This is a genomic window from Pseudomonas sp. NFPP04, from assembly GCF_900113815.1.
Classification (GTDB): domain Bacteria; phylum Pseudomonadota; class Gammaproteobacteria; order Pseudomonadales; family Pseudomonadaceae; genus Aquipseudomonas; species Aquipseudomonas extremorientalis.
Window position 1 is genome coordinate 14,854 of the sequence record NZ_FOQS01000004.1, and the last position, 16,337, is coordinate 31,190.

At 60.1% G+C, this 16,337-nt stretch carries 13 protein-coding genes; 9 read left to right on the forward strand and 4 right to left on the reverse strand.

Annotation, left to right across the window (positions count from 1 at the left end):
* Positions 1–86: 86 nt before the first annotated feature.
* Positions 87–1,001: a LysR family transcriptional regulator gene (locus tag BM017_RS09880; protein WP_010210548.1), complete on the reverse strand. Its 915-nt coding sequence runs from the start codon at positions 999–1,001 to the stop codon at positions 87–89.
* Positions 1,002–1,248: 247 nt separating this feature from the next.
* On the opposite strand from BM017_RS09880, the gene BM017_RS09885 reads away from it, so the two are divergent.
* The 4 genes from BM017_RS09885 (at position 1,249) to pgm (ending at position 7,553) form a co-directional block, all read left to right on the forward strand.
* On the forward strand, positions 1,249–2,271 hold the full coding sequence (locus BM017_RS09885; RefSeq protein ID WP_071495692.1) for a zinc-dependent alcohol dehydrogenase family protein: 1,023 nt from the start codon (positions 1,249–1,251) through the stop codon (positions 2,269–2,271).
* A gap of 704 nt (positions 2,272–2,975) precedes the next feature.
* A complete protein-coding gene (locus tag BM017_RS09895) occupies positions 2,976–4,400 on the forward strand; it encodes a hypothetical protein (RefSeq protein WP_092243390.1) in 1,425 nt (474 codons plus the stop codon).
* The gene (locus BM017_RS09900) at positions 4,397–5,803 is read left to right on the forward strand and encodes an aminotransferase-like domain-containing protein (protein WP_092243394.1); all 1,407 of its coding nucleotides are present in this window, start codon (positions 4,397–4,399) and stop codon (positions 5,801–5,803) included. Before BM017_RS09895 ends, BM017_RS09900 begins: the two co-directional genes overlap by 4 nt.
* Positions 5,804–5,909: 106 nt before the next feature.
* Positions 5,910–7,553 carry a phosphoglucomutase (alpha-D-glucose-1,6-bisphosphate-dependent) gene (gene pgm, locus BM017_RS09905; protein WP_092243397.1) on the forward strand — a complete coding sequence of 548 codons (1,644 nt, stop codon included), beginning with the start codon at positions 5,910–5,912 and terminating at the stop codon, positions 7,551–7,553.
* Between the two features lie 114 nt (positions 7,554–7,667).
* Here the strand turns inward: pgm and BM017_RS09910 are convergent, their stop codons facing one another.
* Positions 7,668–8,363 (reverse strand): pirin family protein, encoded by a 696-nt coding sequence (locus tag BM017_RS09910; protein ID WP_092243400.1) that lies wholly within the window; start codon positions 8,361–8,363, stop codon positions 7,668–7,670.
* A gap of 218 nt (positions 8,364–8,581) precedes the next feature.
* Between BM017_RS09910 and BM017_RS09915 the strand changes: the two genes are divergently transcribed.
* Positions 8,582–11,029 carry a UvrD-helicase domain-containing protein gene (locus BM017_RS09915; protein ID WP_092243403.1) on the forward strand — a complete coding sequence of 816 codons (2,448 nt, stop codon included), beginning with the start codon at positions 8,582–8,584 and terminating at the stop codon, positions 11,027–11,029.
* A gap of 76 nt (positions 11,030–11,105) precedes the next feature.
* On the opposite strand, the gene BM017_RS09920 is transcribed toward BM017_RS09915, so the two are convergent.
* Positions 11,106–11,378: a DUF1652 domain-containing protein gene (locus tag BM017_RS09920; protein ID WP_058425948.1), complete on the reverse strand. Its 273-nt coding sequence runs from the start codon at positions 11,376–11,378 to the stop codon at positions 11,106–11,108.
* Positions 11,379–11,635: 257 nt separating this feature from the next.
* On the opposite strand from BM017_RS09920, the gene BM017_RS09925 reads away from it, so the two are divergent.
* The 4 genes from BM017_RS09925 to BM017_RS09940 are packed head-to-tail and all read left to right on the forward strand — an operon-like array spanning position 11,636 to position 15,409.
* On the forward strand, positions 11,636–12,445 hold the full coding sequence (locus tag BM017_RS09925; RefSeq protein WP_092243406.1) for a helix-turn-helix transcriptional regulator: 810 nt from the start codon (positions 11,636–11,638) through the stop codon (positions 12,443–12,445).
* A 49-nt stretch (positions 12,446–12,494) separates the two neighbouring features.
* Positions 12,495–13,901 (forward strand): NAD(P)/FAD-dependent oxidoreductase, encoded by a 1,407-nt coding sequence (locus BM017_RS09930; RefSeq protein ID WP_092243409.1) that lies wholly within the window; start codon positions 12,495–12,497, stop codon positions 13,899–13,901.
* 26 nt (positions 13,902–13,927) lie between these two features.
* Positions 13,928–14,269: a cupin domain-containing protein gene (locus BM017_RS09935; protein ID WP_092243414.1), complete on the forward strand. Its 342-nt coding sequence runs from the start codon at positions 13,928–13,930 to the stop codon at positions 14,267–14,269.
* Between the two features lie 60 nt (positions 14,270–14,329).
* Positions 14,330–15,409, forward strand: coding sequence for a polyamine ABC transporter substrate-binding protein (locus tag BM017_RS09940; protein ID WP_092243420.1), 1,080 nt, complete (start codon positions 14,330–14,332; stop codon positions 15,407–15,409).
* Positions 15,410–15,440: 31 nt separating this feature from the next.
* Here the strand turns inward: BM017_RS09940 and BM017_RS09945 are convergent, their stop codons facing one another.
* Complete coding sequence (locus tag BM017_RS09945) at positions 15,441–16,226, reverse strand: helix-turn-helix transcriptional regulator (protein WP_092243423.1); 786 nt, start codon at positions 16,224–16,226, stop codon at positions 15,441–15,443.
* Between the last annotated feature and the right edge of the window lie 111 nt (positions 16,227–16,337).

The following is a 16,337-nucleotide window of genomic DNA, read 5'->3' on the forward strand; positions in this document are numbered from 1 at the left end:
TCAGCGGATTTAGATAAACGGCAATGGACTTTTAAGGCGTATAACTGTTTGTTATAAAGGGTTTTTTGGAACTCAGTGGAATTCAGTTACAAACTCTCGGGGTCCCCGAAGAACATCTGAATCCGCGACCGCAACCACCGCTCTCCCGGGTCGTTATCCTGCGACCCGCGCCACGCCATGTGCAGTTCGAAGCTGCGCACCGGCAACGGCGGATCCTCCGCCCGCAACCCACCCGCAGACGTCAATGCCTCTGCCGCATAATCCGGCACAGTCGCCAGGATGTCAGTACCCGCCAACAACGTCCCCAGCCCGTTGAACTGCGGCACCGCCAACACCACGTGACGTTTGCGGTCGAGCTTTTCCAACTCTTCATCGATAAAGCCGCTCAGGTCCCCGGCAAAGGACACCAGTGCGTGGGGCCGTGCGCAGAAGTCATCCAGGCTCAGGGAGCCCGGCACGCTGTCGGCACGCAGCAGTTTCGGCAGGCTGCGGCGCAGCACTTTGCGCTTGGCGTTGGCTGGCAGGTCGGCGGTGTAGCTGACGCCGATGGAGATTTCGCCGGAGGCCAGCAAGCCAGGCATCAGGATGTAATTGACGCGACGCACCACCAGCACTATGCCGGGCGCCTCGGCGCGCAGGCGTTTGAGCAGTTGTGGTAGCAGGGCGAATTCGACGTCGTCGGACAGGCCGATGCGGAACACCGCCGTGCTGGTGGCCGGGTCGAACTCGGCAGCACGGCTGACGGCGGTGGAGATCGAGTCCAGGGCCGGGGAGAGCAGGGCGAAGATTTCCACCGCCCGGGCCGACGGCTCCATGCTGCGACCGGTGCGCACGAACAGCGGGTCATCAAACAGCCCGCGCAAGCGCGACAACGCCGCGCTGATGGCCGGCTGGCCGAGGAACAGTTTCTCGGCGGCGCGGGTCACGCTGCGCTCGTGCATCAAGGTTTCGAATACGATCAAGAGGTTAAGGTCGACACGACGCAGGTCGTTACGGTTCATCTTGTGTCCTGGAAGAGTCAGCAAACTTGACGAGAGCAGCCATATAAGAAGAATGACCGGCATGAATCTTACGGGTAAAGGCTGTTACTCTGCACAGGAAAATTGAGTTTTCTTACAAGCTCTGGGGTCTATTCCTCAGTTGCGGAATCAATGACAGGCATGTCGACTATTAATGGCGACCGGTGGTCTTACCCGCAAAGCCCAGATAGAGTTCATGGCATTAGAGGTTACTTTGACGAGGTTTGCGATGTCCCGCACGATCCGTTTTCACAAGTTTGGTCCGGCCGAGGTGCTCAAATGCGAAGAGCATGCAGCTGCGCAGCCCGCACCGGGCGAAGTGCAGGTGCGTGTCGAAGCGATTGGCATCAGCTGGTATGACATTCTGTGGCGCCAGAACCTGGCGTCTTCCCATGCACGCTTGCCGTCCGGCCTTGGCCATGAGATGGCAGGGGTTGTGGTCGCCGTCGGCGATGGCGTGGATGATTTGGCCGTGGGTGACAAAGTCGCCAGTTTTCCGGCTGAAAGCCCCAATGATTACCCGGTGTATGGCGAGCAGATCGTCCTGCCCCGTTCGGCCCTGACCCGCTATCCGGATGTCTTGAGCCCGATTGAAGCCAGCGTGCACTACACGCCGCTGCTGATTGCCTACTTTGCCTATGTGGATCTGGCTCGGGTCAAGCCTGGGCAGTTTGCCCTGGTCACCGATGCCAGTCACTGTGCCGGCCCTTCCTTTGTGCAACTGGGCAAGGCCCTGGGTGTACGGGTGATTGCCGCGACCAAGGACAGTGCGGAGCGCGAGTACCTGCTGTCCCTCGGTGCGGAGAAGGTCATCGTCACCGAAGAGCAGGACCTGCTCATGCAAATCAACAAGTTCACCGACAACCGCGGTGTCGACGTGGTGTTCGATGGCTTGGGCGGCCCGCAAATGTCGTTGCTCGGCGATGTGCTGGCACCGCGCGGCAGCCTGGTGCTGTATGGCTTGCAGGGCGGTAACCAGACGCCATTCCCCGCGTGTGCGGCGTTCCAGAAGAACATTCAGTTCTTTGTGCACTGCATTGGTAACTTCACCGGCAAACCCGAACTGGGCATCATCCAGGATCAGGTCGCTTTGCAGCGCGCCCTGCGGGATATCAACCAACTGACCGCCGATCGCGTGCTGGTGCCGCTGAAAACCACGGTGTTTCCCTTCAGCCAATTTGTGGAAGCGCACCGCTACATGGACGAATGCCCGTGCCGCGAACGCGTTGCGTTGCAGGTTGAAGCTGTTTAGGGCGTAGGAATATTCGTAAACAAGCGTTCCTGCCATCCGCCGCGTGAGGCAAATGCGCCATTTGACAGGATGGAACCTGCATCGCCCGCCAGGCGCCCAGCTGGCGCTTTAGCCCCTGAATCCGGCCTTCCTCTCTGACGCCGCCCTGAAATCCAGCGCGGCGTCTTTGTGTGCGTGTGATTAATACAGGCGCCGGTGCTTTATCTGCACTGGTTTTCGGCCAGGTTCTGTATCTATTAATCATTATTCCAGCACTGATAATTGCGCCTTAACTTTCATCTCAAGGACTGAGCAATGATTGAATATCCGACACTGCAATCGCGAGTGCTCGAAGCAGAGGCTGCTGCGCTTGTGTGGAATCAGGGAAGTAGATATATCCAGGACGAACCTCAATCCAATAAGTTGGAAAGTTCGCAGTTTTATTTGTCAGACACGTCTTTGATTGACTGGCTAAAGACGTGTAGGAAGTTGTCGGAATTTTCCTAGGTTTCCAGCTCGGCCTCGTTTGGGCCTAGATAAATAGAGGGGTGGAGGATTTCAAGGCTGGGCTGATACCCGGGAATCTCCGTGTCATTTTGTTGCTCGGTGCTACTGTTTATTTAGCGCTTCACAATGTGATGTGGAACTTTCTATGCGTGTAATAGATCGGGCAAACACGCTCAGTAGTTGCCCGAAACTGACATTTCAATTCAGGTAGTAGAACGATGAGCACTATTCACGAACAGGCTATGAATTATGTTTACCAGCAAGTTCTGCAGCGTTTGATCGGGCACTTTAATCGTGCGGAGCGAACAGCGCTTCAGTTGTTGGTCCAGCGAATTGTCGTGGCCGCGGGTGGCATGGAGCAGGTGGGGGAATACAAGGTGTTGATGGCCCATGGCGGAGGCGAAGTCAGCAGCTGTACCTTGGCATTGCTGCGTGCTGCACAGCTGACCATCGCCGGGCGAGCGCCACGAACCTTCAAGCTGCGGGTGGCAACGTTGCGCCATTCGGGCATGACCGAAAGCAGGCTCGACAGCCTCAATCAGGGTTACGGGCGCTTGTTCCTGCACGATGATCCGAGGGTTGAACTGCTGATGGTGGAGAACCAGGAAGTACTGCCCTTCAACCATCAACGGCCGGTCTCTGCCATGGGGCGAGAAACCAGCCAGCGCAACATGCTGATGATCGGGCACCTGAGTTCGGGAGATTGCCGTGCCACTTTGTGCAGCGACACGTATCTGGCACTCGGGGATTTCTACCAGCGCGTGACCACCTGGAATGGCGGGGTGCATGCCCTGGTCAGTGGTGATTCCCCGCGCAAGCAAGGGCAGTTTCTGGCCTGGCTGAAGAAAACAGCCCAGAGCGTCGGCGTTCCGATCGCCAGTACCTGGCCGTTGTCGCTTACCGGGTTGTTTGCGCGCATGGACGAGTGGAGCACCAGCTACTACCGCGAGGTGTACGGTGAACATTATGTCGCCAGTGCCAACCCCAGCAAGGCGGGTCACCGTCACCTGGCTTACATCAGCATTGCCGACCTGCTAGAGGACGTGGATACGCAAATGTCGCCGATATTGACTGAATTCATGGCGTTTGCTCCCGACCCGCTTGGATTTCATTTCAGCCATCCTGGCTACTCCAATCCTCTGATGATGGCTCATCTGCGTGGCTTGCAGGCCCGCTGCCTGCGAGACCTTGACTACGAAGAGGGGGTGCAAGGCTTTATCCGCCAGGCCTCGCAATTCCTGCGTCGCCAGCACCTGCCCGAGGAGTGGCTGGCGCAGGTTGGCATCGGTGAAGACGCTGCCCTGCCGAGTACCGCCGCGCAGCAGTTCTTTGGGCTGGATGAAACACAGTTGGTGTGCCTGCTGTTCTCGCCGTTTATCCACCATGGGGAGCGGCTGGAAGGTTATTTGCGTCAATGCCATCCTGGCATGCTGGTGGCCTTGCCTGAGCTGCACAAGGTTCTGCAGGGCAAGCAATCGGCTGACATGTTGCAACAGTGGGTCAGCGACACCAGTGGCCTGCCGATGCCCTTGTTGCAGCACCTCTATCGCAAGCGTCCGGTGCCGGGCGCGAGTGGGAAATCGCGCAATGCAAGCGTCATGGACCATGGCAACACGCCTGCTTGCCAATTGTCCGGGCGATGACACTGCGCGGCGAGCGACAAGCCGACTTCGCGTATCAGGCGGTCTACCGCTACATGATCAACCTGATCAACGAAGTCAGCACCGATACCCGTGTAAAGCTGCCATCGCTGCGGCAATTGGCGAGGCGCCTGAACGTATCGATCTCGACGATCCAATACGCCTACTCGCTGCTTGAGAAGGAGGGCAGGGTCTACTCGGTGGCCAAGTCGGGTTATTACGCCTGGCCGCTTTCATCAAGCACCATGGCTGGGGGCGGCGGCGATTTGCTTGACCGGCTCTACGCGGCGGCACGTAACCCCTGCATGGCGGTGTTCAGCGGCGATGAACCGGCGCTGCTGGCTTCGCTGGATGGGGCGCTGTTGCGCCTCGAACGGGAGCTGGTGCGCCAGTACCCGCGTCATCTGCAACCCTGGTCACAGCCGTGTGGCGTGTGGGAACTGCGTGCGGCACTGGCGGCGCGGTACACTTCGTCGCCCACGCGTTGCTGGCACGCCGACGACATCTACATCGGGGCCGACCTGCGCGGGGTGCTGGATATCCTGATTGAGGTGCTGGGCCTCAGGGGTACCACGGTGATCGTTGAATCCCCCTGTGACTGGCTGATTTTGCGCCTGTTCCAGGATTGCGCGGTGCGCATCATCGAGTTGCCCTGGACCCCGGAAGGGCGCCTGGACCTGACGACCCTTGACCAACTGTTGCGCGATGAGCCGGTGCACTTGGTATTGCTGTCGTCAAAGGTCAGCCTGCCATCAGGCAATGCCCTGCCTGCCCATGACCGTCTCAGCCTGGCACAGATGCTGGACCGGTACGGTTGCTGGCTGCTGGAAAACGACACCTTTGGCGAGCTGGGTTTCAAGGAACCCCAGGCGGCCCTGCGCGAGTGGGTGAACCCGGAGCGCCTGATGGTGTTTTCCTCGTTCGAGAAAATACTGGGGGCGGAAGCGCCCTACGGTTATCTGTTATCTCGGCGCATGAGCAGTGAGTTGCAGCGCCAGTTTCTGCTGCGCTCATTCCGCTTATCGTCGATCCGCCAGCGCGCCATCGCCCGCCTTTATCAGAGCGGGCGAATAGACCCGCACTTGCGGGCATTACGCCAACTACTGCAGGCACAAGCGGCTGAAATGAGCGGGCGCCTTGACCAGCATCTGGGGCAGCAGGTGAGTTATCGGATGCCGACTGCCGGGGCGGCGTTCTGGCTGGGCTCCACCCAGGCCGTCGACATGCGTCAGGTCTTCAAGCGCCTGCTTGCCCAGCAGGTCGTGATTGCACCCGGTGAGCTGTTCAGTGTCAGTGGGCTGCATCATCAGCACTTGCGCGTGAGCCATACCTTTCATGGGCAGCCCAACCTGGAGATCGCCTTGGCTGCCATAAGCGAGGCCCTGCGTCAGGCTCAAATGGGATGATTGCGTGAAGTTTCTCTTACTGTTGTAGGATCGATACCGTCGCGCAGCAGTCCAACTCTCAGTAAACTGCCATTTTTTTCCGAATCCTTCTTTCCGAGGTTTATGCATGACAATCAGTCCTTTTGCGGGCAAGCCGGCGCCAGCCCAGTTGCTGGTGGATATCCCGCGACTGGTTACGGCCTATTACACTGGCCAGCCTGATGCAGCAATCTCCACTCAGCGCGTGGCATTCGGTACGTCCGGGCACCGCGGCAGCTCGTTCGAACTGAGCTTCAACGAGTGGCATGTGCTCGCCATCAGCCAGGCCATCTGCCTGTATCGCGAAGCACAAGGCATCGACGGCCCGCTGTTTGTCGGCCTTGACACCCATGCACTGTCGACACCTGCCGGTGCCAGCGCCCTGGAAGTGCTGGCTGCCAACGGCGTGCACGTGATGCTCGCCGAAGGCGATGAATACACGCCGACCCCGGCCATCTCCCACGCCATCATCTGCTACAACCGTGGTCGCACCAGCGGCCTGGCTGACGGCATCGTCATCACGCCATCGCACAACCCGCCGCAGAGTGGCGGTTACAAGTACAACCCGCCCAATGGCGGCCCGGCCGACACCCACGTGACCAAGTGGATCGAAGCCAAGGCCAACGAGCTGCTCGCCAACAAACTGGCCGGGGTCAAGCGCATCACTCACGCGCAGGCGCTCAAGGCCGACACTACCCATCGCCACGATTACCTCAACAGCTACGTGGCCGACCTGGTCAACGTGATCGACATGGACGCTATCCGCAGCGCCGACCTGCGCCTGGGCGTTGACCCGCTGGGCGGAGCAGGGGTGCGCTACTGGTCGGCGATTGCCGAGCACTACCGCTTGAACCTGGACGTAGTGAACACCGAAGTCGACGCGACTTTCCGCTTCATGAGCGTCGACTGGGACGGCCAGATCCGCATGGACCCATCCTCCAGCTACGCCATGCAGGGCCTGATCGGCCTCAAGGAACGGTTCGACGTGGCCTTCGCCTGCGACCCGGACCATGACCGTCACGGTATCGTCACGCCGTCCGGCGGCCTGCTGGCGCCGAACAACTACCTGGCGGTGTCCATCGACTACCTGTTCCAGAACCGTCCGGACTGGCGCGTAGACGCGGCGGTGGGCAAGACCGTGGTCAGCAGCGGCTTGATCGACCGCGTGGCGTCCCGCATCGGCCGTCGCCTGTACGAAGTGCCGGTCGGCTTCAAGTGGTTTGCCGATGGCCTGTTCGAAGGCTCGCTGGGCTTTGGCGGCGAAGAAAGCGCCGGCGCCTCGTTCCTGCGCAAGGACGGCACGGTGTGGAGCACCGACAAGGATGGCCTGATCCCCGCACTTCTGGCAGCGGAAATGACCTCGCGCAAAGGCCAGGACCCGAGCCAGATCTACCGCGGCCTGACCGATGCCCTCGGCGAGCCGTTCGCGATTCGTGTAGACGCCAAGGCCACCCCGGCGCAGAAAGCCTTGCTGGGCAAGCTGTCGCCGGATCAGGTGACATCGACCGAACTGGCCGGGGAACGCATTCAGCAGATCCTCAGTCACGCACCGGGCAACAACCAGGCGATCGGCGGCTTGAAGGTGATGACCGAAAACGGCTGGTTTGCCGCGCGGCCATCGGGCACCGAGGATATCTACAAAATCTACGCCGAGAGCTTCATCGATGACGATCACCTCAAGCAGTTGGTCGAAGAGGCGCAGGTGTTGGTCGACGGCGCCATCTCCGGATAACGCCGTAATAACAATGTGGAAGGGGGCTTGCCCCCGATAGCGGTGTGTCAGTTTGCATCTCTTTTTCTGAAACACAGCCATCGGGGGCAAGCCCCCTCCCACAGTTGATCGAGGTCAGGCCAGGTCTACCAGGACGATTTCGCTGTCCTCGATCGCGGTTACCCGCAATACCTGTTCATTCTCTACAGCCACACCGTCTCGCGCTTGCGCACGCAGGCCATTGACTTCAATCACGCCCGTCGCCGGCACCAGGTACGCACGACGTCCGCTGTCCAACCGGTATTCAGCACTTTCCCCAGCTTTCAGGTTCGCTGCCACCAGCCGCGCATCCGCACGAATGTGCAGGCTCTCGTTGTCCCCGGCCTTACCGCTGGCCAGTGTCACAAACCCCTCGCGATCACCTTTCGGAAACGGTTTGGCGCCCCACGAAGGCGGCAAACCGGCTTGATTCGGAATAATCCAGATCTGGAAAATCTTGGTCGGCGCATCTTCCAGGTTGTACTCGCTGTGGGCGATGCCGGTGCCCGCGCTCATCACCTGTACATCGCCCGCCTCGGTACGGCCTTTATTGCCAAGGTTATCGGCATGGCTGATCGCACCTTCACGCACATAGGTGATGATCTCCATGTCGCGGTGCGGGTGCTGCGGGAAGCCGGTGCCGGGCGCAATGATGTCGTCGTTCCACACCCGCAGGTTGCCCCAGTGCATGCGGCTGGGGTCGTGGTACTCGGCGAACGAAAAGTGGTGATGGGCGTCAAGCCAGCCATGGTGGGCACCGCCCAGGGATTTGAAAGGTCGAAGTTCAAGCATGATCGTCTCCTGTGGATGGCCCTATGATCCTGCAGCCCATGATCGATAAAAAGCGTAAAAAATGCCTGATTCCTATCGATTTAATGGATTGGTTAGCGGCGTTTTGACTTTCACTTCATCGCCTAACTGCATGACCGCAAAGCAATTGGCTGGCACTGAACGTCGATTCCGGCGACCATGGCGCACTTGTCAGAACCCAGCTCATCGCAGGAGTCCGCGTGTCGCAACAAAAGCCTGATCTTCCTCCCGAACTGCGCCCCTTGGCCGAAATGCCGCTATTGAAACGCCTGGCCGCGCGCCTGTTTGGCCACGGCCTGACCCGCTTGCGCGCCCAGCACCGGTTTTCCTGGTTGCACGGGCAGGCCGACGGTTTTCGCAGTGGGCACGAGGCGGGCGTGGAGTACGGTTACCGCGAAGGCAAGGCCGATGGCATCGAGGAAGGCCGGCAGGTCCTGTTGATTCGTGATTTCCGCCCGGATGAGCACCGTGCGCCGGGCGTGGACGATAGCCTGTTCGATGATTGGCGCCTGCCACTCACCGCCGAGTTGAAGAAGCGTATCAAGGCGGATGTCGCGCGATTGCTGCCGGCCCATGCCCAGCCCAGCGCGGCGCAGTGGAAGATGATTTTCAGCGATACGCCCTCAACGTCGGTGATTGCCGGGGCCGGCGCGGGTAAATCCACCTCGCTGGTGCTGCGTATCCTGTTGTTGACCCATTATCTGGGCTTTGAGCTGAGCTCTATGACGGTGGTGACCTTTACCCGGGAGTCGCGCAAAGACTTCATCAACAAGCTCATGGAAATTCTCAGCCTGTGGGGCCAACCCCTGGGTATGAAAGAAGCGCAGGCCGTGGTGCGCACCTTTCACTCGCGCATTCTGCCGATGGTGCGCAGCCTGCCGGGCTTTGAACGCCTGCAAGCGTTCGAAAACCTCAGCTCGGGTTTTGACGACGCCGACAGCAACCCCTTTGACTTGCGTATCAACGACGCCCAACGCCAGCAGATGAATGCCTGTTATCACCACCTGCACGGGCGGCACGCACGCTTTCGCGAGCTGATTGCGCCGCTGGCGCGCCATGGGCTGCAGCTCAAGGAGTTGGAGCGTGATCACCCTGACGTACAAAAACGCGTAGCGGTGACCGAACTGGCAGCCAAGCGTGATGAAGAACTCTGTGATGTGATCGAGGACCTGTGGTTCCGCGCCGGTGCCTGGCCGATCAAAGGCATCGAACCCAATCGCCAGACCGTGGAGATCAATGGCGCGCAATTTCATTGCCATGGCTATATCCCCGAGCTGGACGCCTGGGTGGTGCTGGGTTTCGATGCTCGGGAAAATGCTCAGCTCAGCCGGCCCAACGCGAAACTGTCAGTGCGCGCCGAGTGGGCGGTAAAGCGCACACTGTTTCAAGCTTTCTGTCGTAAGCCATTGATATGGCTCGATAGCTATGAGTCGTCCAAGCGCCTTTTGAGTAGCCTGGCGGGTGATGCCGCTGCGGGGCCAGGCTTCGATTACAAAGTCAAAGGCGAACTGGCGTCGGCGCCGTTACTGGACAGTTTCGTGATGGCGGCCGGATTTATCGAGAACCTCGGGCTGGATGTGCCTACTGCGGTTGGACAGATGAATTTTGCCAAGGATGATCCAGACCGCTTCTTCTTCGAGGCCCTGAGCATTTTCTGGAAGGCCCTGGAAGATCACCTGCTGGACCAGTCGCCGCCGATCATGACCTACAACCGCATGTTTTCGCTGTTCGGCGAGAACACCCCGGAAAACCTCAAGCTGCTCAGCGATCCGTTGTTACGGCCGCTGTCGCACCTGATGATCGACGAGTTCCAGGATGTTTCGCCACAGATCGTCTCGTGGATCCGCGCAAGCCTGCGCGAGATCCGCAGCCGTGGCCCGGCCATGCACGTCGGGCGCGGCGCCCAGCATTCATCACTGTTGTGTGTGGGGGATGACTGGCAGTCGATCTACGGCTGGCGTGGAAGTTCGCCCAAGTACTTCATGGAGTTCAACAAGGAGTTCCCGTCGCCGGCCACCACCCGAGTGATGCTGGGCGAGAACTACCGCAGTCACCAGCACATCATCGACGCGGCCGAGCACATCGTGCGTGCCGCACCGGCTATCCACGGCAAGAAAGCCAAGGCCAGCGGGGCGCCCAAGGATCTGGTGCCGGTCAAGGTGCTGGAGCGCGACGACGCAGCATTGGGGCGGCAGTTGCTGGAGCATTACCAACGCGGTGAATCAGTGTTAATGCTTTATCGAAAAAGTAGCGATAAGTTACTGATTAAAGAGCATATTCAGCCTGCAGTTAATGTGGATTCTAGCTTGCCGCCTTCAGCGCGCAAGCTGAAACAATTGACCTACCACAGCGCCAAGGGGCTGCAGGCCGATGCGGTATTCCTGCTTGGGGATTGCCAGCATATCACCCATTCCCCGTATAAGAACCAGGTGTACCGCATGGCGGGCCTGGGCAAGGACGGGGACAGCGAACCGTATGACAACGCCCAGAAAGACGAGGTCTTGCGCCTGGCGTATGTGGGCATCACCCGGGCGGTGAGTCATTGCTACTGGTATGTGGAAAAACCCGAAGGCCAGGCAGTGAATGTGCCCAAGGCCTCAGAGCGGGTAGATGGCAAGAAAGCCTTCTTCGACGACCAACGCAATTAACGGATCGATGCCGTTCAAATGTGGGAGGGGGCTCGTCCGCTCCCACAGAAGATATGGGCTGTATGTAGGATCGAGTTCAGGCCCGCAGGGACTGCGGCGGCACAAACGACTCCAACTCATCCTCCACCGCCTCGATGATCCGCTCCACATCGGCGGCATTCATCACCGTGGCGCAGGGGATGCCGGCGATGGCGATCAACGTCTCGCCGCTGGCCCGGTCGAACAGGCGGGCGATCATGCTGCCGGGCGCGTCCATGCTGCCCTCGAAGCCCATTGGATGGAAATGCCAGCGCATCAGCTGGCAGGCGTTGGGGAACGTCACTTTGTTCATGTTGCCCACCTTGTTCATTGAGCGCTTCCTTTAGCTCGCGGCAGGGGGCCATGACCTTCACTGGTCGTGGCGTTGTAGAGCTTAAAAATAGCATTCGTTCGTCACCACAAGGTGACTTTTTCGGCCCCGTTCGGCAGTTGTTTTCCATAAGGTTGATTTGGGTCATGTCCTGCTTGTGATTGGGCAATAGGCCATTAGTCAGAAGTGCCAATTGGCCATTGAAGCACCCGCAGAAATTCGGCAATCTCCAGGGTTTACCCGCCGCAGAGCCTTCCATGCCCGACATCGCTGCAGACGATGATTGCCAGCAATCCCACGCCACACGCGAGCTGGTGCTGCGCCACCACCTTTGCTGGCGCCACCGGGACCTGGAAGGCGTGATGTCCTACTACCACCCGGAAATCCAATACCACGACTTTTTCCAGAACCGTGTCATCGGTTTCGCCGGCTTGCGCGATTACCTGCAAGCCAGCATGCCCCGTGAGGCCGACGAAGCGATCGAGCACAGCGACCGTATCCGCGCCGACGGCGATACCGCGTTCATCCAGTACCGCATCACCTTGCGGGGCGGCCAGGGCCTGGTGTCGTTCCGCACCAGCGAAGCCATAACGGTGCGCGACGGGCTGATCTGGCGGGTCAACGAATACGCGTCGCTGGTGCATGAGCAGCCGGCCCAGGCCGCACGGCCCTCTGTCAGCCGCCTGGGCCTGTCGCCCCAGCAATTGGGGCACATGGCCAATGACCTGCAGCAGTATTTCGAACGCAAACAACCCTACCTGGACCCCGAGCTGGACCTGCAGCGAGTAGCCAAGGAGTGCGGCTACAGCCGCAATCAGATTTCCTACCTGCTGAACCAGGTGTTGGGACAAAGCTTCTACCGCTACGTCAACCAGGCAAGGCTTCAGCATTTACTGGCCGCGCTGGATCAGGCCCTGCCGCCGATAAAGGTCGATGACCTGGCGTTTGCCGCCGGTTTCAATTCGCTATCGGCATTCTATAGTACGTTCCGCCAGCATACGGGCCAGACGCCCAAGGCCTACGTCAAACAAATTTCTGTGCGTGCACGCGCGCAAGACAACCCATGACACGGCGCTCTAGGATCGACCCTATCAAAACGAGGTAGGGGAACCTGGCATGCCGGCATGGCGCACTATCAGTTTATGGATGGACCAGTTGGACGACCCGCTGCAATCGCGGCCGGCGCTGGAGCATGACCTGGACGTCAATGTGGCCATTATTGGCGCCGGTTACACCGGGCTGTGGACTGCGTACTACCTGAAACGCCAGGCCCCGGAGCTGAAAATTGCCATCATCGAGGCGCAAACCGCCGGTTTCGGCGCCTCCGGTCGCAATGGCGGCTGGCTGATGGGCAATCTGCTGGGCGAAGATCGCTTGCTCGCCGGCCTGAATCCCGAGCAACGCCGTGCGTCGTTTGACCTGTTGCACGCCATTCCCGACGAAGTGGCCCAAGTGCTGGCACGTGAAGGCATCGACTGCGACTACCGAAAGGGCGGCGTGCTGTACTGCGCCGCCCGTTACCCCGAGCAGGAAGGCAGCCTGCGCCGCTATCTGGAAAAACTCTACGCCCAGGGCCTGACCGAAGCCGACTACCGCTGGCTCGGCCCGCAGCAGCTGGCCGAACAGATCCGCATCGCCAAACCCTACGGCGGCATTTACGCCCCCCACGTTGCGACCATCAACCCTGCCAAGCTGGTGCGCGGCCTGGCGCGGGTGGTCGAGAGCATGGGCGTGACAATCTACGAAAACAGCCCGGTCACCCACTGGCAGTCCGGCAGCCTGCGCACCGCAAAGGCCAACGTGCGTGCCGCCTGGGTGGTGCCGGCGGTGGAAGGCTATGCCACCACCTTGCCGCCGCTGGGCCGCTACCAACTGCCGGTGCAAAGCCTGATCGTCGCCACCGAGCCATTGCCGGCCAGTACCTGGGATGAGATCGGCCTGAGCCATGGCCAGGCTTTTAGCGAAAGCAGTCGTCAGGTCACCTACGGCCAGCGTACAGCGGACAACCGCCTGGTGTTCGGTGCGCGCGGCGGTTATCAGTTTGCCGGGAAGCTGCGCCATGACTTCGATTTGACCGACAGCGAAGTCGAGCTGCGTCGCTACCTGTTTGGTGAGCTGTTCCCACAGCTCAAGAGCGTGAGGATCAGCCATTCCTGGGGCGGCAACCTGGGCATGTCGCGCAATTTCCGGCCGCACATGCTCTGCGATCACAAGACCGGCATCGCGCTGTCCGGCGGTTACGGCGGGGAGGGCGTTGGCGCGACCAACCTGGGCGGCCGCACCCTGGCCGACCTGATCCTGGGGCGCGGCACCCCGTTGACCCATCAACCCTGGGTCATCCGCGAACGCGGCCTCGAGGCACTCAAGCCCTGGGAGCCCGAGCCCTGCCGCTGGCTGGGTTACAACGCGATCATTCGCAGTTTTGTCCATGAAGACCAGGTACTGGCCAACCCCAATACCGCGCCTTGGCGTCGCAAGCTGGCGACCGGCGTGGCCGGGTTCATGGAAGGTTTCATGCACTAAGTCGTTTCATCAATACGGGAAAGCCCATGAGCATCACTCAATTCAAAGACACGCTGAACGCCTCCCTGCCGGACTCGTCGCCCGTCGCCGTGCCCTTGGGCGAACCCATCGCCGTTGCGTCGACACTGAGCGTGGAGCGCGACGACGGCGTCGAGACCGGCATCTGGGAGTGCACCCCCGGGCGCTGGCGTCGACAGATCACATCCCAGGAGTTCTGCCACTTTGTCCAGGGCCGCTGCACCTTCACCCCGGACAACGGTGAAGTCGTTCATATACAAGCCGGTGATGCACTGATGTTGCCGGCCAACAGCACCGGTATCTGGGATATCCAGGAGACCGTGCGCAAGACCTATGTATTGATCCTGTAACGCTTTGATCCTTGATCGCCTGCCATAAAAACAGCCCTAAAACCGCCAGGAAATCGAACCATGAAAGCCATTGCCCTGTTGCCCTTGATGTTGGTGGCCTCTATCAGCCAGGCCGCCGAGACGGTGAAAATCTACAACTGGTCGGACTACATTGCGCCGGACACCACCAAGAACTTCCAGAAAGAAACCGGTATCGGTTTCACCTATGACGTGTACGACAGCAATGAAACCCTCGACGGCAAGTTGATGACCGGTAAATCCGGCTACGACGTGGTGTTCCCGTCCAACCATTTCATGGCCCGGCAGATCCAGGGCGGCGCTTTGAAGAAACTCGACAAGAGCCAGTTGCCCAACTGGAAAAACCTCAACCCGGTGCTGCTCAAGGCCCTGGAAAACAACGACCCGGGCAATGCCCATGGTTTCCCGTACCTGTGGGGCAGCACCGGCATCGGCTACAACATCGACAAGGTCAAGGCGGTACTGGGCGACAATGCGCCGGTGGATTCCTGGGATTTGATCTTCAAGCCGGAAAACATGGCCAAGCTGCAGAAGTGCGGGGTGGCGATCCTCGACAACGGCCCGGAACTGCTGCCGGCCGCGCTCAACTACCTGGGCTTGCCGCACCACAGCAAGAAACCCGAGGACTACAAGAAGGCTGAAGACCTGCTGATGAAAGTGCGGCCTTACGTGGCGTACTTCCACTCCTCGAAATACACCGCCGACCTGGCCAATGGCGATATCTGCGTGGCCGTCGGCTTCTCCGGCGACATCCTGCAAGCCGAAAGCCGCGCCAAAGAGGCCAAGAACGGCGTGAACATCGGCTACAACATCCCCAAGGAAGGCGCCGCCATCTGGTTCGACATGGTCGCGATGCCCGCCGACGCGCCGGATGAAAAAGCTGGTTATGCGTTCATGAACTACCTGCTGCGCCCGGAAGTAATGGCCGGCATCACCAACTACGTGCATTACGCCAATGGCAACCAGGCCGCCGACAGCCTGGTGGACCCGGCGATCAAGGCGGATACCAAGGTGTATCCAAGCCCGGCAATGATGGGCAAGTTGTTTGCGCTGGAAGCGATGCCGCTGAATATCGACCGGGTGCGCACGCGGGTGTGGAACACCGTCCGTACCGGCCGCTGAAGGGCGGGGCGGTGAGCGGCCCACGCACAGCTCAGGGATTTTCCAGATCATGCCCCAACGACTGGATAAACAACGAAAACAGCTCCGGCTGTGACGAGATATCCAGCTTGGCGTACAAATGCCGACGGTGCACCTTCACCGTGTCCGGCGAGATGTTCAGACGCTCGGCCATGGCCTTGGACGAGAACCCGCGCAGCACCAGGCGGGCGATTTCCAGTTCGCGGTCCGAGAGCACCCCGCAGCCGAACTGACTCAGCGCATCCCGGATCTGGCTGTCCATCGCCGGGGCGCGCTGGGTGCTTTGCTGCCAATGCTGTTGCATCAGCGGCAACACCCAGGCCGCTACGGTGGTCATCAACCCGGTCTCCTCAAAGCTGAAGCGCCGCTGCATGCCCAACGACAGCGATAACGTGCCGGCGCCCGGCAGTTGCAGGATGAATTGCACCTCGTCTTCCAGCACGTTGTCGTGGAAGTAATTGAGGAAGTACTCACTCTGGCGAAAATGATCCGGCGCCACTTCCTCCAGGCGGTACACCCCGCTGGCATACCCCTCGCGACAGGCCTGGAAGAACGGGTCGAGCAAATACAAGCCATTGAGGTACGCCAGCATCGACGCTGGTTTGCTGCTGGGCTGGGCGTCGTATTCTTCCAGGGCCAGTGGCGGGCCCTCCAAGGGGTAGAAGATCGCCAGGGCGTTATCGAAGGGCAGGCACTGGTGCAGCAACAGCACCAACTGCTTCCAGAAACGCTCAGTGCCGATGTGCGCAACGGTGCGGCCCAGGCCGGCGTGCATCCCCACCTCGCGAAACAGGCTCATGTGACAGGCTCCTGCCGGCAAAAAGATCGGCCAAGGGTTCGGCTTTTGCCGGGTGGCGTCAAGGGGAGTACGCCAATAGGGGAATTGGCCGACATCCCCTCACGTATTAAC

Bases quoted from the DNA above. Each gene is read 5' to 3' on its own strand.
- BM017_RS09885 (WP_071495692.1), top strand. From the start codon at position 1,249: ATGTCCCGCACGATCCGTTTTCACAAGTTTGGTCCGGCCGAGGTGCTC.
- BM017_RS09895 (WP_092243390.1), top strand. From the start codon at position 2,976: ATGAGCACTATTCACGAACAGGCTATGAATTATGTTTACCAGCAAGTT.
- BM017_RS09920 (WP_058425948.1), bottom strand. From the start codon at position 11,378: ATGAACAAGGTGGGCAACATGAACAAAGTGACGTTCCCCAACGCCTGC.
- BM017_RS09880 (WP_010210548.1), bottom strand. From the start codon at position 1,001: ATGAACCGTAACGACCTGCGTCGTGTCGACCTTAACCTCTTGATCGTA.
- BM017_RS09935 (WP_092243414.1), top strand. From the start codon at position 13,928: ATGAGCATCACTCAATTCAAAGACACGCTGAACGCCTCCCTGCCGGAC.
- BM017_RS09910 (WP_092243400.1), bottom strand. From the start codon at position 8,363: ATGCTTGAACTTCGACCTTTCAAATCCCTGGGCGGTGCCCACCATGGC.
- BM017_RS09945 (WP_092243423.1), bottom strand. From the start codon at position 16,226: ATGAGCCTGTTTCGCGAGGTGGGGATGCACGCCGGCCTGGGCCGCACC.
- BM017_RS09900 (WP_092243394.1), top strand. From the start codon at position 4,397: ATGACACTGCGCGGCGAGCGACAAGCCGACTTCGCGTATCAGGCGGTC.
- pgm (WP_092243397.1), top strand. From the start codon at position 5,910: ATGACAATCAGTCCTTTTGCGGGCAAGCCGGCGCCAGCCCAGTTGCTG.
- BM017_RS09930 (WP_092243409.1), top strand. From the start codon at position 12,495: ATGCCGGCATGGCGCACTATCAGTTTATGGATGGACCAGTTGGACGAC.
- BM017_RS09925 (WP_092243406.1), top strand. From the start codon at position 11,636: ATGCCCGACATCGCTGCAGACGATGATTGCCAGCAATCCCACGCCACA.
- BM017_RS09940 (WP_092243420.1), top strand. From the start codon at position 14,330: ATGAAAGCCATTGCCCTGTTGCCCTTGATGTTGGTGGCCTCTATCAGC.